Genomic DNA, 16,549 nt, shown 5'->3' with positions numbered 1-16,549 from the left:
GGGCGGTCGGCGCGGCTTCGCGGGCGAGGACGGCGATGGTCTGCAGGCCACTCCGGGGACGCGGGCCGTCGGGGTCGGGCGCGGTGCCGTCGGCCGTCGGCCGTCAGCCGTCAGCCGTCAGCCGTCAGCCGTCAACCGTCAACCGTCAACCGTCAGCCGTCAGGGGCATCCCGGCAGCGTGCTCGGCGGCCTCGGTCAAGGCGGCCGGCTCGCGCGCGAAGGCCGCGTCCACCATCAGCGTGATCAGCTGTTCCTTGTTCGCGATGTGGCGGTGGTGCCGCAGTGTCGCCAGCACCTTGGTGGCGGTGACCATGGCGACTCCCCACCGCTGGGTGACCGGCAGGATCTTCGAAACCAACAGCTGCGACACCTGGAAGCTCGTCAACTAAGGCAGATACGTGAGTCAAGTGCAGCCCCGTCCTGGAAACCGAATGAAACCCCGCAATGGGTCGATGGAGGAAGGAGCGGGCGCGACGTGTGCCTCCTTGCAGTCGCGCCGCTTGGGCTGGGCGTCGGTTGACGACCTTCTGGGGCTCCGGACGCCTCTTCAATGGAGCACCGGTCCTGATCACGCGGGCGGGGAGAGCTGTTCACGTACCCACTCAGGATGAGGGTTGGTGTACGGCTGGCCCGCCACGACGACGGTCGGCACGGTCTCATTACCATCGTTGGCTGCCCTCACTGCTGCGGCTCCAGCTGGGTCACGCCAGATGTCGACCCAGTGCAACTGGCGGGCGTGACTGCCCAACCGGATGCGCAGCCGGATGCAGTACTTGCAGCCCGGCCGCCAGAAGACCACCGGCCGGCCGTCGGCCGCGCTGAGGCGTTGCGCCTCCAGCGCACCGATCGAACTAGGGAAGATCAGAGGCGAGTTCATACCTGCGAGCAGCACGAACACCGGCAAGAGTGCTGCGGCTACACCGGGGTTCCCCTTAAAGGTCAGCCCAGTTGCAACGGCTGAGCCACAGAGCACAAGCAGCATTGGCAAGATCCAAGCGCGCGTCATGGTGACGCAGACTATCGATGAGCCGACAGGGGGATCGCCGGGACAAGCACAAAAGGTGCCATGGGATGATCTTGAAGCCCCGAGCCGCCCGGGTTCGCCTACGGCGGCGGGCGGCGGGCGGCGGGGTCGCGCTCGGCGACGTGCTGGGCGACGGCATCGACGCCGGGCCGGGCGTACCTGCCAACGACCGTACGGAGGCATGGCGGGAGCCGGCCAGCAGTATTGGCGTGAAGTGCCGTCTTCCTCATCGTGCGTCAACGCAATGTGGCGGAGCCGGAGCGACGCTCGGCGCCCCCGAACTGTTCCCGCCGACAAGCGCGCCCGGATCGTCTCCGGAGGCGGCGCCATCGACCCGCGCAGCAGCGAGTTCGGCGAGCACCGGTGCAAGGACCTCTTCTACGGCAAGGACGGCGACCTGGCCGAGCAGGACATGGGGCCCCAGGAAGTGTCGATGCGACGTCAACACGCTGTTGATGCAGCAGGTCCTCGGTGACCCGAAGTGGGCCGACGCCCTCACCGCCGCGGACCGGCGGGCGCTGTCCGCGCTGTTCTGAACGAGATGGCCGTGGCCACGAAAGATCAGATGGCGGATGCACCCCACCCGCCGGAATCGCATCCTTCCGGGTGATGGCCCGATCCCGATCATCCGAGAGGACACCCATGTCGCACAGCCCGTCCCGAGGCGCGCGCCGCACCGTCTCCGGTCTCGCCACCGGCCTGCTGGCCCTGGCCGGCCCCCTGGCGGCACCGGCCTTACCCGCGGCAGCTGCAGCCGGAGCCGGGCAGGTCAGTACGGTCACCTATGCGGCGGCGGAGCAGACCGCCGCCCTCTCGTACTGGACGCCCGCGCGCATAAAGCAGGTCGGCCGCGCCGTCGACCTGGGGCCGACCGGACCGCTCAGCAAGCCCTGGACCGGCAAGGTCATCCCCAGCATCGGCCGGCTCTTCTTCGTCGACTCAAAGGGTCAGGACACCTGGTGCACGGCCAGTGCCGTCACCAGCGGCAACCGCTCAGTGATCATGACCGCCGCCCACTGCGCGCGCCTCGGCTCCTCGCCCGTCAACACCTACAGCGACATCGTCTTCGTCCCCGGCTACGCCAAGGGCAAGACGCCGTACGGCCGCTATGCCGTCAAGGCGACCATGACACCGCGCTCCTGGGCCGAGGACACCGTCAATGACGTAGCGGCGATGGTCGTCGCCACCCCGGCCAGCGGGAAGCGGCTCACCGACGCGGTGGGGGCGCAGGACATCGCCTTCGGCCGTGCGGCGGGTGAGCGGGTCACCGCCTTCGGCTATCCGGCGACCACTCCCCAGCGGGGCGAGGAACTGCTGTACTGCGCCGGTACCTCTCAGCGGGCCCCCGAGGGCGAACAGCGCGTCCCGTGCGACCTCGGCGGCGGCGCGAGCGGCGGTCCCTGGCTCGCCGGCTTCGACTCCGCCACCGGCAAGGGCACCGTGGTCTCGGTCAACAGCCACGGCGAGGGCCACGGCGGCACCCCGATGTACGGGCCGACGCTCGACAAGACCGCGCGAGCCGTCTACGACGCCGCCCAGCGCGGCTGAGCGCCGGGGCCCGGTCGGCCCCGGAGCGGCGGGCCGTCCCGGGCCCCGGAGGCTGTCATGGCGACTTCTCCGGGCTCCGTAGCTACGTCCCGTCGCAGGTCGCCCCCTCAGTCGCGTCCTAGGTCTCACCTGGGTCGCGCCCCGGGTCTCATCCCGCGTCGCGCCCTAGGTGTGCTGTCCGGCGGGCGCCAGGGCCGTCTCCAGCGTGGACTGATGCCCAACTCGTGACAGGTTTGTCGCCAGGTGTTCTTGGTGCAGGCCCAGGCGTTGTCGGTCAGGACGCGCTCGACGGTGACATGGTGTGCGGCGAAGCAGGCCGCCCCGCGGATGAGGAAGCCCGCGCAGGTCGCCGTGGTCGCAGCGGTCACGTCGGGCAGGTCTTCGGTGTAGGCCAGGCGGGGTCGTCCAGGGCGGTGCGCAGGCAGGCGTAGGCGGTCCCGGTCCGGTTGCGTGGGCCTTCGGCTCGGCCCCGGGTCCGGTGCCCACCGCCGTCGGGATGCGGCGAGTTTCCTGACGTCGATGCGGATCAGTTCGCCGGGCCGGGAGCGTTCGTAGCGGCGGACTGGCTCGCCGGTGGCCCGGTCCAGCGCGGCTGTGCGACATCTCGTGAGTTCATCTGAGTACCACTGAGTCCCTGTGTCCGTGGCCAGGGCGTTGTTCCTACTTCGGGTGCTCTGCACTCGCCGGAAGCGACTGCCAAGCACGGCCAACCTGCACCTGTTGATCAGCAGCAAGACAGCGATGGGGAACCGGCCGAGTGAGCAACCACTGGATCAGCGCGCCGATGCGCGGTCAGGAGGCGACCTTGGAGAGGCTCCGCATCGACCGACGGCTCGAAGGGGCCATAGTTCAAGGACCCGGCCCGCGCCACCTCGCTGAGGTGTTCGGCCTCCACGAGAAGACCGCTATGCGCTACGCGGATTCCGCCCGCCAGCTTCTGGAAACCGCCGCTGAACAGAACCCCCGTGAGCTCCGGCAGTGACTCTCTGCCATTCTGCTTGCCATGTCCGCACGAAATCGAAGACTGCCCAGGCACCGTGCCTGGCCATTGACCACCACCGACATCAACGAGTGTCTCGGCACCTACATGACCCGAGTCACGGACCTGCGGTTTCTCACTGGGGATGACAGCGGGACCATCGTCCTGGGAGCAGCATGGGTGGCTCCGAACGCCCGGAACCACGGCCGCGGCATCCACCCGGACATGGTCGGCTTCCGCATAGACGTTCACCCAGTTGATGCCACTGAACGTGCTGCAACCCGCGCTGTTCTACGGGCGCATGCCCTCCCGCAACTCCACGAGTGGATCACTCAGGCGATCGCTGCCGATGAGACCTGGCAACTGACTCCCCACCAGCACTACTGGCGGCTCGCCGACGGCCACCTCACCCACCGCGACGAAGCGTGAACCGAGTCCGGACGACACGCACATCCCCACATCAGCGAGGCCACTCGCGCGGGTTCACCATCCGCCCACGTGGAACGTCGGCCGCACCGATGTCGGCAGGTTCGGGGGAATGGACGATGGACTCCGCGTCCCCTGACCCGGTGCCGGCGCCGGCGCCGGTGACCACGATTGCCTGGCGGCTGGCGCACATCATCGTCTCCTGCCTGGGCTATCGGGTCGGCACTTCGGCGGCCAGGACGTCGACTCCCAGACATTCGCCTACGCGGGGACCGCTGACGAGGCGCTAAACAGCTCGATGAGATGTATGGGAGATGGAACGCGAGGGTCCGCGAGCTCTCGGACGCTGACCTGGAGAATCCGCCCACAGTGGGTCCCGAGCGGTTTCCCATGGAGGGCATCGTCCGGCACGTCAACAGGGAGCTGATCCATCACGGCGCCGCGATTTCCCTGCTGCGCGACCTCTACCGCTGGCAGGACGGAGCCGTACCGCGCCGAATATGACTTTCCGGGACTCCGTGACGCTCCGTGGCTGCGAGCTTCAGTGAAGCTGCGCCCTCTTGAAGTAGCTGGTCAGGGTGGTGGCGTGAGGGTCGTTGGTTGCGTCCAGGGAAGTGGTGTACGGGTTCGACCTGATCCGGGGGTTTGCTCCGGCGTTGGGATGGGGCCCGCATAGATGAACGGCCACCGGCTGATCTTCGAAGTGTCGAAGCCTCGAAGGAGATCAGCACGATGACCGCACCTGACAGTGTGCCCTTGCACGCCCTCGCCGAGGACAACCTCGCCGCGGCGAGTCCCGATCTGCTGCGCGCGATGGTCAAGACCTTCGCCGACGCACTCATGTCCGCAGAGGCAGACGCACTCTGCAACGCCGAATACGGGCAGGTCAGCGACGAACGCGTCAACCACCGCAACGGCTACCGCCCTCGCGAGTGGGACACCCGCGCCGGCACCGTCGAACTGGCCGTCCCCAAACTGCGGCAGGGCAGCTACTTCCCGCACTGGCTCCTTGAACGACGCCGCCGGGCCGAGCAGGCCCTCATCTCGGTGGTCGCCACCGCCTACCTGCTCGGCGTGTCCACCCGCCGGGTCGAGAAGCTCGCCGAGTCCCTCGGCGTCACCCAGCTGTCCAAGTCCCAGGTCAGCGCGATGGCCAAGCACCTCGACGAGCAAGTAGCCGCCTTCCGTAACCGGCCCCTGGACGCCGGGCCGTACGCGTTTGTCTGGGTGGATGCGCTGACCCAGAAGGTCCGCGAGGGCGGCCGGAACATCAACGTCCACGCCCTGATCGCGGTCGGAGTCAACGCGGACGGGCACCGCGAGATCCTCGGCATCGACGTCGCCACCGCTGAGGACGGCGCCGGCTGGCTCGCCTTCCTGCGCTCTCTGACCGCCCGCGGCCTGTCCGGCGTCCAGCTGGTCGTCTCCGACGCCCACACCGGCCGGCATGTAGGTGTCGGGGCTTGGCTCGTAGCCCTTGTCGCAGGGGTCGCAGCAGCCCTGGGCGCGCAGCGGTACTGGCGCAGAGCACCTGTTCCGTTGCTGTCGTATTCCTCGCACTGAAGCTGCGAGGTGGAGCGTCTGGACGAAATTCCCTTGCGGTCAAGGGTGGTGATCGTCCTACGGTTGCTCCCCGTGAGCATCGAGATGCCCTACCAGCCACTTCCGATCGACCAGTCGGACGTGCGCTACGTCCACGGACCCGATTCCGCTCTACAGCCGGGCGTGCCTGCTGGCAAGACGGTCGAGTTCGAGTGGAGGGGCAGCGAGGTCTACCCGGGAACCTTCCGGAAGTTCTGGGTACACGTGCCTGCACAGTACGACCCAGCGGAACCGGCATCCCTGATGGTGTTCCAGGACGGATGGTGGTATCTGGACCCCGCAGGGGAGGTACGCGGCGCGATCGTCCTGGACAACCTCATTCACCGCGGCGCCATCCCCGTCACCATCGGCGTGTTCGTCGATCCTGGCGTCTTCTCCGATGCGGAGAACCCGAAGAACCGCAACAACGAGTACGACGCCTTCGACGACCGGTACGTCACCTTCCTCCTCACCGAGATCATCCCGCAGGTTGCGGAGCGCTATACCATCGCCGAGTCGCCCGAACGGTGGGGTATCTGCGGCGGGAGCAGCGGCGGCAACTGCGCCTTTACCGCCGCGTGGCTGCGTCCGGACAAGTTCCGCCGCGTCATCGGATACCTGTCCAGCTTCGCGCAGATGCCGGACGGCAACCCCTACCCCGACCTCATCTCCCGCGTCCCCCGCAAGCCGCTGCGCATCTTCATGCAAGGCGGCCACCGCGACCTGCACTGGAATGAGCCACAGTGGAACTGGCTCGCCGAAAACCTGCGCGTGGCAGCCGCTCTCGCTGAAGCGGGATACGACTTCCGCCTTGTCCTGGGAGACGGCGGACACAGCCCCAACCACGGCGGCGTCCTGCTGCCGGACGCTCTGCGCTGGCTGTGGCGGACCAACGAGGATTGATCGATACACGCATCATGCAACCTGGCGCCGGCTGCGATGAGGTGGGCTGCACCCTGGTTGCATAGAGGAGTGAAGCTCCTGGTAGGCGAGTTCACAACCAAGATCACTCGCTTGCCTGGGACACGGATGCCGCGGCAGCCGATTGGATCCTCCGAGGTGGCGCCGTGGGCACAGTGCGGCCGGTCAGGCGGAGCTGGGGGCTCTGAAGCGCTTGGGTGCGTCATGCCGGTAGGAACGATCGAGCGTGGCCAGATGGTTGCAAGAGGGGGCGGCATGCCGCCCAGCGGAAGAAGGACAGGGGCGAGCTGGCTCGTTCGTCCTTGCTGATGGCTGTTGGCACGGTGGTGTCCCGGGCGACGGGCCTGATCCGCCAGGTACTGCAGGCCGCAGCGCTAGGCACGGGCTTGCTGGCCAGCACGTACAACACGGCGAACACGGTGCCAACAAGCCTGTACACGCTGCTGATCGGTGGCGCGCTCAACGCCGTGCTGGTGCCGCAGCTGGTGCAGGCCAGGACGACGCAGCCTGACGGCGGACGTGCCTACGAGCAGCGTTTGGTCACGCTCGTGGTGTGCGTCCTGGGCGTGGGGACGGCACTGGCGGTATGGGCGGCGCCGCAGATCGTGGGCCTGTACATGCGGGACACCCCGGACAGCCATGAGGCGTTCGAGCTGACGGCGACGTTCGCGCGGTTCCTGTTGCCGCAGATCTTCTTCTACGGGCTGTTCAGCATCTACGGGCAGGTGCTGAACGCTCGCGAGAAGTTCGGCGCGATGATGTGGACCCCGGTGCTGAACAATGTCGTGCTGGTCGGCATGTTCGCCGCCTATCTGGGGCTGATGGTGGTGCCCGACCGGGTGGAGGACATCACCGCCGACCAGGTGTGGTTGCTGGGGATCGGGACGACGGCAGGCATCGCCGTGCAGGCCTTGGCGCTGATCCCGTTCGCGCGGGCAGCCGGTTTCCGTTTCCGCCCGCGGTTCGACTGGCGGGGCACGGGCTTGGGCAAGAGCGTCCACGCGGCGAAGTGGACGCTGCTGTTCGTCCTGGCCAACCAGGTGGCCCTGACGGTGGTCACGAACTACGCCAACGCCGCCGACCAGAAACTGCCTCAGGCCGGCGCGGGCTACTCGGCCTATACCTACGCGCAGACCATCTGGATGTTGCCGCAGTCGATCGTGACGGTGTCCCTGGTGACGGCGTTGCTGCCGCGTATGAGCCGGGCCGTCGCTGAGGCGCGCATCCCGGATCTGCGCGCGGACCTGTCCCGGGTGCTGCGGATCAGCGGCATGGTCATTGTGCCGGCCGCGTTCCTCTTCCTCGCTCTGGGGCCGCAGATCTCGTCCCTGTTGTTCGCCCACGGGGCGGCTGACGCCGCCTCGGCCCGCCCGCTGGGGTACATGCTGCAGGCGTTCGGGCTCGGGCTCATCCCGTTCTCCGCCCAGTACCTGCTGTTGCGTGGTTTCTACGCCTTCGAGGACACGCGCACGCCGTTCTTCATGGCGGCTTGGATCGCGGGCGTGAACATCGCCCTGGCCACCGCGTGTCATTTGCTGCTGCCCGCCCGCTGGGCGGTCGTCGGCATGGCCGGCGCCTACACCCTCTCCTACGCGGCTGGTCTCGCACTCACCGCGCATTTGCTGCGCAGGAGGCTTGGGGGGCGCATCGACGACGGCGGCCTGCTCCGCACTTACGTGAAACTGTTCTGCGCTGCGGGCCCGGCTGCTGGGCTGGGCTGGGCTGCAGCGCGTGCGTGTGCGGGCCTGGGAAGTGGAACGTGGCCTACGGCAGTCGCGCTGGTTGCCGGGGTGCTGGCGACAGCCGTGGGGTACCTCCTTCTCGCCCGGCTGATGAAGGTCAACGAGTTGCGTCGCTTGCCCGGGGTGCGCTGAGTCCAGGCAGACGATGCAAGGGGGCGTGCTTCGTGGACGGTCCTGTGCGCGGCTGGCGATGTAGTCGAGCCAGTCCCGCTTGGCATATCCGGTCCAGCGAGTGGAGTTGCTGATGCTGGTGCCGGTGAATTCGGCGAGGACAGATGCTGGTAGGTCGGTGGCAAGCGCGAGACGAGCACGGTTACGGCTGGCGAGGGGCGCAATGCCGTGTCGACGGAGCTTCAAGTACAGGTAGGTGGCTCCGAGAGCGCGGGCGGGCTCCTGCCCGGGGAACCGCCACGGTGTTGTGCTGGCCGTCTGATCGAGCTGCCAGCGATTCTGGCGCTGGTCGCGCAATGCGCGAACCAGCTTGGCGACTTCGGGCGGCAGCGGAAGACAATGACCGCCGAGGTTGAGCGCCACCACCGTGTCGTCGTCGATGACGTCGTGCACGGTGAGTTCGAGCAGTCTTGTGTGCTGCAGCCCGAAGAGGAGTGTCAGGGCGCCAGCCGTGCGGACATCGAGAGGCAGCGCATCGTCGCCGAGGCACCGGTGCAGGTGTTCGGCCTGGCGTAGGTGAGATCGACCCCGGCGCAGGGTCCGCAGATCCCGTTCCCCGCATCGGTGAAACCGATGAGCGGACGTTGCTGTTCGCACTGAGCGCAGGCACCGGGGTGTTCACGTACTGCCGCGTAGCAGCTTTTGCAGACCGGGCCCATCGGCCAGTAGGCGTGGACAGGACGATCACGGAGACAGCGTGCGCATGGCTCCGTAGGGCGGGGGCAACAGCTTTGGCAGAACGGCTGCCCCGCCACCTTGCGCGCGCAGGGCCTGAGCCGGCCGCAGGTGAGCAGGCGACCGGCGGTGAGCAGCGGGAGCACAGATCGGGTGTGTCGTCGCCGCCGCGCCGGACGACCTGGCGGACTTCTCCGCAGCTGCCGCAGCGGCGCTGGGGTTGCTGGTAGCAGCGCCGGCAGACCGGACCGTCCACGGAGATCGCTTGGACTGGGGCTTGAGCTCCGCACCCGACGCAGGTGCGCTCGGGGCGTGGGTGGCACCCCTGACAGCGGACACTGCCGTCGTGCATGCGGTAGGTCGCGCAGCGTACTCGCCCGCACTGCCCGCATGCGGTGGCAACGTGCTTGCCGTAGCAGGTGCCGCAGAGCGGACCGTTGGGGCCCCTGGCGTTGATCTTCATCTGTCGGCCGCAGCCTGAGCAGGTCTTCGGCGGCCGCACCCGACGAGCACAGACCGAACAGCAGTGTCCGGCCGGGAGGCGATGCGTGAGTTCGCGCGAGATCTTGCCGCAGCCGGCGCACGTCGGCAGGATGACCGGGCCGTGTCCGGCGGCCGCCAGGGCATGCGCGAGCCGCACTAAATTTTGCGGAGGCGTCGGGCCCGGATTCGTCAGGGCGTCCTGGTGCTCCTGACAATGGCGGGCAAGGCCGACGCAGGAACGTGCTGTGATCTTCCCGCGCTCCAGTGCCTGCGCTGCCTGTTCTCCGGTCACCCCCGGGAGCCGGGCGGTCAGGTGGGCGACGACCTGTCGATGTGCCTCGTCGAGGCGGAGAGGGGCGGTCATTCCGGGCCTGGACGCCGGATCGTCGTTCGACGCGCTTGCGGCCGGGACGCCGTCTGCTCGCCGGCGGTCTTGCGCACCTCAGCGTTGGCGACCTCCACCTGGATCAGGTCGTTGGGCTCACACGCGAGGATGTCGCACAACGCGGCGAGCGTGTCCATGGACAGTCGTTGCGGTGTCTGGGTCACGAGACGAAAGACCTGCTCACGTGACAGATACACGCCGCGTTCGGCCAGCAGCGGAACGAGTTCCGTGGTCTGGAACATGCCCTTCTCCGCCATCCGGATCCGTAGCTGCCAGTCGATACCCATCTTCCTGATCATGCTTCCTGCCCCCATAGATCGCCGTGCCGGGCTTGCAGTGAGCGTCGCAGCAGCCGGTTTCGGAACTCGTCCGAGACATGGCTGTAGATGGCCGTGGTGCTGGCGTAGGCATGGCCGACCTGGTCCTGAACGAACTTCTCTGGATAACCGAACTCGATCAGATGGGTCACGTAGCTGTGCCGCAGCGAGTGCAGGTCCAGGCCGCACGCTTCCTGGCGCCGCAGGCCGAAGGCGTAGACCGTCTTCAAGACCATGGCGTCACGAAGCGCCGCGAGGGAGCCCTTGCGCCGTCGTGCGCGGATCTCCTCGACGCGGCCCTCGGCGGCGTCGAAGAGGGCCTGGACTTCGTCGTAGGTGAGCGGACGACGTTCGGCGGCTCCTTCGTACTCGCTGCAGTGGGTGATCGTGTTCCACTCGTGCAAGAGCTGAACCGGAATCCGGCCGAAGCGTTCCTTGCATGTGGACGGCCAGCCGTAGCGAGTGTCGGTGATGTAGTCGAAGAACAGCCGCAGGTCGTTCTGGTGGTTCCGTGCGGTCGACACCGCCAGCGGCCTTCCAGGGCGCCGGGTACGAAGGTTGTCGAAGAAGGCCTCCATCTCGGCAGGTTCCCACTGCCACGGGTACTCATTTGTGAATCGGGCCAGCCGACGGACCAGCGCAATTCGAGGGTAGATCGTCGACTCCCTCAAGAAGCGCGTGCGCTGCTGCAGTGCCCAGCCCTCCAGCATTGCTTCTAGGACAGCGGGTTCGGGGTCCAGATGCACAACTCCGTCGGCAAGGACCAGATGCGCGGCTCCTGGCATATCAACGACAGCACTCACGATGCATCTAACGCATCATCGTTGAATCGGTCACGGGTGCCTGCTCAGAGCCTCCCGGCCAGCCACCGACGTGGCGTTAACCTGGGCCCAACTACAGCTCAGAGAGCTGGCCCAGCGCGACATGTGTTGCATCCAATGCAATACGGCAGCCTGGAGGCACACGTAGTAGCGCCTCTTGCAGTCGGGACAGGTCTGCCGAGCAGCCATCGTCTGGTCCAGCGCTCGTTCCTGATCGAGCGTGGGGACCCGCTTGGGCTTTGCCGGGTCGGCGCGGTACAGCCAGCCCCGGGTGGGGTGGATGCACGACCAGTCGGCCTGTACGAGCAGTACTTGCAGCGAAGAACCGCGACCGGGGCGTGGCCGCCCGGGCTGGGGTTGAGGTCCCGTAACTGCCTTCGCGTGACAAGCCCTTCGGGTACGGCGCTGCGGTCGTACTCGGAAACCGACGGGTTCGTAGCATCTCGAAGGTCGACCGTGATGAACCCGTTGGCCCATGGCCTGGGAGAAAGCTGTGGGCCAATGGGTTCGCCGCTGGAGCCTTTCGCGGTTGGTCCGTCAATGGCGGAGCGCCCCGGCGCAGCTTCGATCGGCTTGCGTCGGCACAAACTGGCGACGGTTGTGGGGTTCCCTCCCCCTCCGACCGCTTGGGCCTGGATAGACCCGGGTGGTCTGGACGGTGGTGGGTGGGTGCCGGACGACTACCGAGCGGCCCTCCGATCCGCGGCGTCGTGCCGAGGACCGTGTCGGGGGCGGTAAGTCGCCGCCCCCGGCGGTGAGAGGTGGACGAGGTGGACGTGCCGTCGGCACGGATCAGGAGCGGGCTCCGAAGGGATAGAAAAGCACCGACGCGTGGCCGCTGAAGCTGGCCGTGATCTCTAGGCGCCAGCCCTTCCGGACGGGGTGGTAGACCTTGTTGCTCACGTCGTCGATCAGGGCCCAGGAGCCGGAGTCAGTGGGCCGGTACAAGCGGCCTTGGGTGCCCGTGTACACCACGTTGAAGGTTCCGTCACAGGGAAAGACGTAGGTCCACGGTGTGCCGGGTTTGAGGTTGCCGGTGCCCTCGACGTGAAGGTCGCTGAACAGTCTCACCTCTTTGCCTTCGGAGAGGTCGACGGAGCCCTTGGCGGCGAGAAGCCCGTTGAGGACTGTGGCTCCGTGGACGGTGAGGCTGCCGACTTCGAGGTCGGGTTTGAGGACGGTGACCTGGGTGGTGAGGATGCGGACGACGGGGTTGGTGGGGTCGCCGGTGGTGGCGCGGATGTAGAAGGTGGTGTCGGATTTGATGCCTTCGATGTCGAGGCTGGTGCGGTTGGTGACGTCGCGGTTGATGTCGCCGTAGAGGAGTTCGTAGGTGGCGTTGGCGGAGCGTTCCCAGGTGAGTTTGACGTCGCCGCCGTTGTTGATGATGGACGGTTCGCACAGGAAGTTGCGCAGGTAGAAGTCGGCGGGGAACTTGCCGAGGTTGAAGACGGTGAGCCGGTCCTGGAATGCGGAGCTTCCGGTGCGGGAGCGTTCGGTGACGGTGACCGGGGCGGTGCCGACCTTGCGGCTGATGGGGATGTCGGACAGCTGGATGGTGAATCCGGTGTCGGGGCCGATCGGCGCGTGGCTGCCGGTGGGGGCGCAGACGAACTCCTTGGCGGCCGCGTCCAGGCGTACGGTCCAGCCGGTGAGGCTGATCCGGGGGCTGATCTTGGTCAGGTCGGTGGCGAGGTCGGGTGCCATCGTCCCGGCCGGGACCTTCACCCTGATCCACTCCACGTCGGCCGGGGTGCCGCTCTGCCGGGCGACGGAGATGATCACCTCCCCGGTCTCCTCGGGGGCCTGCGGGTTCTCCGGTGATGCCTTGAGCGGGCTCGGGGCGGTGCTGACGCTGTACGACAGCAGCGGGTCATCGGCTGCAGAAATGTCAGAGTCCTGGGTCTGGATCACAAGGGTCACGGGGTGCTCTTTCAGCTTCGCCGGCCGTACCCGCCCCGGAGTGGGGCGGGTACGGCACGGTGGTGAGGGCTTTCAGTCGTCGGTGCGGCTGTGGGCGGCGGCGTCGTCGAGGGTGAGGAAGCCGGAGCGGATCTCGGGTTCGGCGAGGGGGAGGTCGTATTGGTCCTGGCTGAGAATCTGCAGCTTCTCCCAGGTGCCGGCACGGTTTTCGGACCAGGTCCAGGTGCCGATGACGCCGGCCGGTGCCGGAATGAGGAAGGTCTCCTCGCTCTCGCCCTGCGGGCCGCGCAGGGCGGTGGTGGCGGCCAGGAGCGGTCCGGTGCGGAAGTTGACCGCCATCCGCGTGATCGCCTGGTCGGTAAATTCCTGCGGGACGAACACCTTCTTGGTGGCGAGGATGTCGGTGGTGGCGTGCACGGCCGCTCGCGGGTCCAGCAGCACGGTGGCGACCGCGGTGCTGTGGTCACCGAAGTCCAGCTCCAGGCTGGGCCGGTCGCCGATCGGCCGCAGGTACTCCCCGCCGCCGGCGGCCGGGTCGACGACCGTGTCGAAGTGCTCGTAGTCGTCGTCGAGGACGTATCCGACCAGGCCGTCGTCGCTCTGCTGTGCTTCGCCGAGGCGGATCGCCCACGGGTAGCTGGGCAGCTGGGAGGGGGAGGGCTTGAAGAGGTTCTGCCAGCTGACGTCGGTGCGCAGGGGACCGCGCAAGTTCATGGTGAGGCGGGTGCGGACCAGGGCGAGGGGACGGCCGAGGAGGAAGCCGAGGCCGGGGTCGGCGGGGCCGTCCGGGTCGATGGTCTGCAGGGCCTGGTCGAGGGTGGCGCGGAAGGCGTCGAAGGTCTGCGGGCCGCGGGTTTTCACGGCGTTGAGTAGCCGGTAGGGGTGGGGGGCCACCGTTTGCAGCTGTTCGAAGCGGGCCACCTCGGAGCCCGGCAGGGCGGACCAGGAGACCTCTGGCTGCCCGGCGGCGTTCAGGGTGACGCGCAGCTCGCCGAGCGAGGCTCCGTCGGGGGCGTGGACGACGAGGGACTGGTCGAGGCGGTTGTGCAGCAGCCAGGCGCAGACCGGGTTGGTCCCGGGGTGCAGGTCGGTGTCTTCGTCGGTGGCAGCGGCGAGGAAGTCGAAGCGCAGGCGGGCCGGCTGCAGGAGACGGGGGCCGAGTTCGACCAGCCGGTCGCTGTCGTGCCCGCTGACGGGATGGGCCGGTCGCATGGTGTCCGGCATCTCGGGCGTGAAGTGGGCGGCATTGGTGATGAGGTTGACGGAGCGGCCGAAGCGGTCGACGACGGCCAGGTCGAGGAAGGCGAGCTGGCCGGCGCGCAGGTCCTGGAAGGTGGAGTCGGGCCACTCGTCCCAGTCGCTGGCGGGCATGCCGCCGGGATTGGGCGGGGGGTAGTCGCCGTTGCCGATGAGGCCGGCGAGGTCGCCGGTGGGCTGGAGGCCGGCGAGGGGCTGGCGTTGGGCGATGGCGGCGCCGAAGCCATCGAGGGTCTGGGAGAGGTAGTCCGCCTCACGGGCCTGGGAGCGGGCACGGAGCAGGATGTCGGCGGGCAGGTGGTCGCGCACGCGGGCGTAGGTCTGGAGGGTGCCGTCGACGATGTGGCCGGCGGTGGGGGCGAGGGTCTGGCGGCCGGAGACGACCAGCGGGGTGCCGGGCTCTCCGGTGCCGTTCCACTGGTAGCGGGAGCCGTCGACGAAGTCCCAGTGGGCCGTGTCGCCGTCGCGCAGTGGCAGGGGGAAGTACTCGGCCTTCCACAGCAGGAACAGCGGCTGCCAGGGCATCGCCCACGGCGTGGTGCCGTACTCGGGCAGGGTTCCGGTGACGTCCCGGATCGCGCCGCCGTGCAGGGCGCGGTCGAGGATGAGGAACTCGCTGAGCAGTGCGGGGAAGCAGGCAGGCTGCTGTCCGGTGAGGTCGATCTGGGCGGCGACGGCGGCGACGTCGGTGGTGGTGGTGCCGGAGGCGCGGGTGACCAGGCGTTCGGGGGTGCGGCAGGGCAGGGCGGTGTCGCGGGTGAGGGGGGCGTGGAGGTTGGCGCCTTCCAGGGTGAGGACCGGGTCGGCGTTGTACTCGAAGTCCTCGGCCGGGACGCGGATCAGGCGGCGTGCAACGCGGGTCCCGTAGGCCGGGTACAGGGTGTCGATGCGTGCGGCGAGGTCCGCTTCGCTCTTGCCCCAGGGCAGTTCGGCGCGCTGCTCGGCCAGGTCGCGGGCAAGGGCGAGGACTCGTCCGGCTGCGCCCGCCGCTTTGGTGGGGTCGAGTTCGTCGACGATGCGGGCGGTGTAGTGGGAGGGCTTCTTGGTCAGGTGGCTGAGCCACCACAGGTGGTAGAGGTGTTCGCGGGCGGTGTCGAGTTCGGCTTCGGTGGCGTCGTGGACGGCCTGGCGGCGGTTGAGGTCGGCGACGGTGTCGGCTTCGGCCGCCCGGGCCTCGCGGGAGAGGCTGCGGCCGGTCTCCTCGCCGCGTTCGCCGATGAACCAGCGGTATCCGCCGGCCACGGGGCCGAAGGCGCTGTCGTGGGCGCGGCGGTCGGTGAGGATGTCTGCCTCGGGCCGGTCGCGTTCCTCCAGGGCGTCGATGCCGCCGAGGAGGAAGGCCCGGAACAGGTCGGCCTCGTCGGCGGACAGGGCGCCTTCGCCGTCGGCCTGGGCGCCGAGTTCGGCGACGGCTTCGGCGATGCTGTTGGACACGATCGGGGTGACGTCGGCGGGGGCCGGGCAGGGTGAGTCGGGGACGGGGCCGGTCAGGTCCCAGTCCAGGCCCAGGACGGTGCCGGAGTAGACGGAGGAGCGGATGCCGCTGCCGGAGTCCACGGGCGGCCGCCACTGCAGGCGCTCCAGCAGCGCCGCGAGATCGTCGGTACCGGCGAGGATGTCGCTGGAGGGGTCCGCGTACCAGCCGGCGACGAAGTAGCTCAGCCGCTCCCGGGCGGGCAGCTCACCCTCGGGGGTGTCCAGGAGGGTGTCGTGCATGGAGAAGACGTTGCTGTTGTAGGGCTGGAAGGCCGCGAACGTCGGCAGGCCGGGGCCGATCGCGGTGAGGAACGGCGTGTGCGTGTCGGCCGGTTCCTGCCAGGGGCCGGTGAGTTGGTGGCACTTGCCGATGAGCGTCGCGGCAGGTTCTGCGCTGTCGTCGGCGGGGTCGAAGTCGGGGTTCTGGAAGGAGACGCTGCCGTCCATCGGGTCGAGATAGTCGCTCTCGACGATCCATGCCTTCAGCGCGCGGGTGCTCTCGGTGTGGCGTACGACGAGCCACCGGTTGGGTACCAGGGGGAAGTCGCCGATGCCTTCCTCCTCGTCGTGGCGGCCGCGGGTGAGGGCGGCGGGCAGTTCCCACTGGAGGTAGACGCCGAGGCGGTCCTCCCGGCCGGTCCACTCCTCGGGGCTGGAGAACGGGGCGGGCTCCGGGGGGACGCCTTCGTCGATGGGCTTGAAGTTGGTGGTCCAGCGGTGGAAGACGTGCGGGGTTGCGGTGTCGCGGGTGGCGCGGTTGACGGCGAGGGCCGCGACTTCGACCGGCACGATGAGGGTGTTGTCCACGGACATGGCCCGG

The 16,549-nt window shown here is 68.4% G+C and carries 13 protein-coding genes and 3 pseudogenes; 9 read left to right on the top strand and 7 right to left on the bottom strand.

Annotated features, from left to right (window positions below; genetic code table 11):
- Positions 1-145: 145 nt before the first annotated feature.
- Positions 146-358 carry a hypothetical protein gene (locus ACFYWX_RS38680; protein WP_389429672.1) on the bottom strand — a complete coding sequence of 71 codons (213 nt, stop codon included), beginning with the start codon at positions 356-358 and terminating at the stop codon, positions 146-148.
- Positions 359-568: 210 nt separating this feature from the next.
- Positions 569-1,006 carry a glutaredoxin domain-containing protein gene (locus tag ACFYWX_RS38675; RefSeq protein WP_389429671.1) on the bottom strand — a complete coding sequence of 146 codons (438 nt, stop codon included), beginning with the start codon at positions 1,004-1,006 and terminating at the stop codon, positions 569-571.
- Between the two features lie 262 nt (positions 1,007-1,268).
- On the opposite strand from ACFYWX_RS38675, the gene ACFYWX_RS38670 reads away from it, so the two are divergent.
- Both ACFYWX_RS38670 and ACFYWX_RS38665 read left to right on the top strand, forming a co-directional pair.
- Positions 1,269-1,499 carry a hypothetical protein gene (locus tag ACFYWX_RS38670; protein WP_389429669.1) on the top strand — a complete coding sequence of 77 codons (231 nt, stop codon included), beginning with the start codon at positions 1,269-1,271 and terminating at the stop codon, positions 1,497-1,499.
- 167 nt (positions 1,500-1,666) lie between these two features.
- Positions 1,667-2,572 carry a trypsin-like serine peptidase gene (locus ACFYWX_RS38665; RefSeq protein ID WP_389429668.1) on the top strand — a complete coding sequence of 302 codons (906 nt, stop codon included), beginning with the start codon at positions 1,667-1,669 and terminating at the stop codon, positions 2,570-2,572.
- Between the two features lie 182 nt (positions 2,573-2,754).
- On the opposite strand, the pseudogene ACFYWX_RS38660 reads toward ACFYWX_RS38665, so the two are convergent.
- Positions 2,755-3,165, bottom strand: a pseudogene (locus tag ACFYWX_RS38660) (IS481 family transposase); the annotation flags it as partial.
- Between the two features lie 164 nt (positions 3,166-3,329).
- Here ACFYWX_RS38660 and ACFYWX_RS38655 point away from each other — a divergent pair.
- From ACFYWX_RS38655 to ACFYWX_RS38625, 7 genes and pseudogenes are all read left to right on the top strand, one after another.
- Positions 3,330-3,554: a hypothetical protein gene (locus ACFYWX_RS38655; RefSeq protein WP_389429666.1), complete on the top strand. Its 225-nt coding sequence runs from the start codon at positions 3,330-3,332 to the stop codon at positions 3,552-3,554.
- Between the two features lie 66 nt (positions 3,555-3,620).
- Complete coding sequence (locus ACFYWX_RS38650; RefSeq protein ID WP_389429665.1) at positions 3,621-3,980, top strand: hypothetical protein; 360 nt, start codon at positions 3,621-3,623, stop codon at positions 3,978-3,980.
- 53 nt (positions 3,981-4,033) lie between these two features.
- Positions 4,034-4,481: pseudogene (locus ACFYWX_RS38645) on the top strand (DinB family protein); the annotation flags it as partial.
- Between the two features lie 228 nt (positions 4,482-4,709).
- A pseudogene (locus ACFYWX_RS38640) lies at positions 4,710-5,447 on the top strand (IS256 family transposase); the annotation flags it as partial.
- A 102-nt stretch (positions 5,448-5,549) separates the two neighbouring features.
- A complete protein-coding gene (locus ACFYWX_RS38635) occupies positions 5,550-6,461 on the top strand; it encodes an alpha/beta hydrolase (RefSeq protein ID WP_389429663.1) in 912 nt (303 codons plus the stop codon).
- A gap of 215 nt (positions 6,462-6,676) precedes the next feature.
- Positions 6,677-8,353, top strand: coding sequence for a murein biosynthesis integral membrane protein MurJ (gene murJ, locus ACFYWX_RS38630; RefSeq protein WP_389429662.1), 1,677 nt, complete (start codon positions 6,677-6,679; stop codon positions 8,351-8,353).
- A 207-nt stretch (positions 8,354-8,560) separates the two neighbouring features.
- Complete coding sequence (locus ACFYWX_RS38625; RefSeq protein ID WP_389429661.1) at positions 8,561-8,908, top strand: hypothetical protein; 348 nt, start codon at positions 8,561-8,563, stop codon at positions 8,906-8,908.
- A gap of 1,002 nt (positions 8,909-9,910) precedes the next feature.
- Here the strand turns inward: ACFYWX_RS38625 and ACFYWX_RS38620 are convergent.
- The 4 genes from ACFYWX_RS38620 to ACFYWX_RS38605 form a co-directional block, all read right to left on the bottom strand.
- On the bottom strand, positions 9,911-10,234 hold the full coding sequence (locus ACFYWX_RS38620; protein WP_389429659.1) for a helix-turn-helix domain-containing protein: 324 nt from the start codon (positions 10,232-10,234) through the stop codon (positions 9,911-9,913).
- Positions 10,231-11,055, bottom strand: coding sequence for a tyrosine-type recombinase/integrase (locus ACFYWX_RS38615; protein ID WP_389429657.1), 825 nt, complete (start codon positions 11,053-11,055; stop codon positions 10,231-10,233). Before ACFYWX_RS38615 ends, ACFYWX_RS38620 begins: the two co-directional genes overlap by 4 nt.
- Before the next feature lie 810 nt (positions 11,056-11,865).
- Positions 11,866-12,996 carry a hypothetical protein gene (locus tag ACFYWX_RS38610; RefSeq protein WP_389429655.1) on the bottom strand — a complete coding sequence of 377 codons (1,131 nt, stop codon included), beginning with the start codon at positions 12,994-12,996 and terminating at the stop codon, positions 11,866-11,868.
- 72 nt (positions 12,997-13,068) lie between these two features.
- Positions 13,069-16,542, bottom strand: coding sequence for a hypothetical protein (locus ACFYWX_RS38605; RefSeq protein ID WP_389429653.1), 3,474 nt, complete (start codon positions 16,540-16,542; stop codon positions 13,069-13,071).
- Between the last annotated feature and the right edge of the window lie 7 nt (positions 16,543-16,549).

The organism is Streptomyces sp. NPDC002888 (genome assembly GCF_042888465.1).
In the GTDB taxonomy this organism is placed as follows: Bacteria; Actinomycetota; Actinomycetes; order Streptomycetales; family Streptomycetaceae; genus Streptomyces.
Note: the sequence above shows the minus strand (reverse complement) of the source record. Positions and strands in the feature narration are given on the sequence as shown.

Excerpts from the sequence above, each read along its gene's own strand:
- ACFYWX_RS38675 (WP_389429671.1), bottom strand. The coding sequence starts at position 1,006 with ATGACGCGCGCTTGGATCTTGCCAATGCTGCTTGTGCTCTGTGGCTCA.
- ACFYWX_RS38670 (WP_389429669.1), top strand. The coding sequence starts at position 1,269 with ATGTGGCGGAGCCGGAGCGACGCTCGGCGCCCCCGAACTGTTCCCGCC.
- ACFYWX_RS38665 (WP_389429668.1), top strand. The coding sequence starts at position 1,667 with ATGTCGCACAGCCCGTCCCGAGGCGCGCGCCGCACCGTCTCCGGTCTC.
- ACFYWX_RS38620 (WP_389429659.1), bottom strand. The coding sequence starts at position 10,234 with ATGATCAGGAAGATGGGTATCGACTGGCAGCTACGGATCCGGATGGCG.
- ACFYWX_RS38605 (WP_389429653.1), bottom strand. The coding sequence starts at position 16,542 with ATGTCCGTGGACAACACCCTCATCGTGCCGGTCGAAGTCGCGGCCCTC.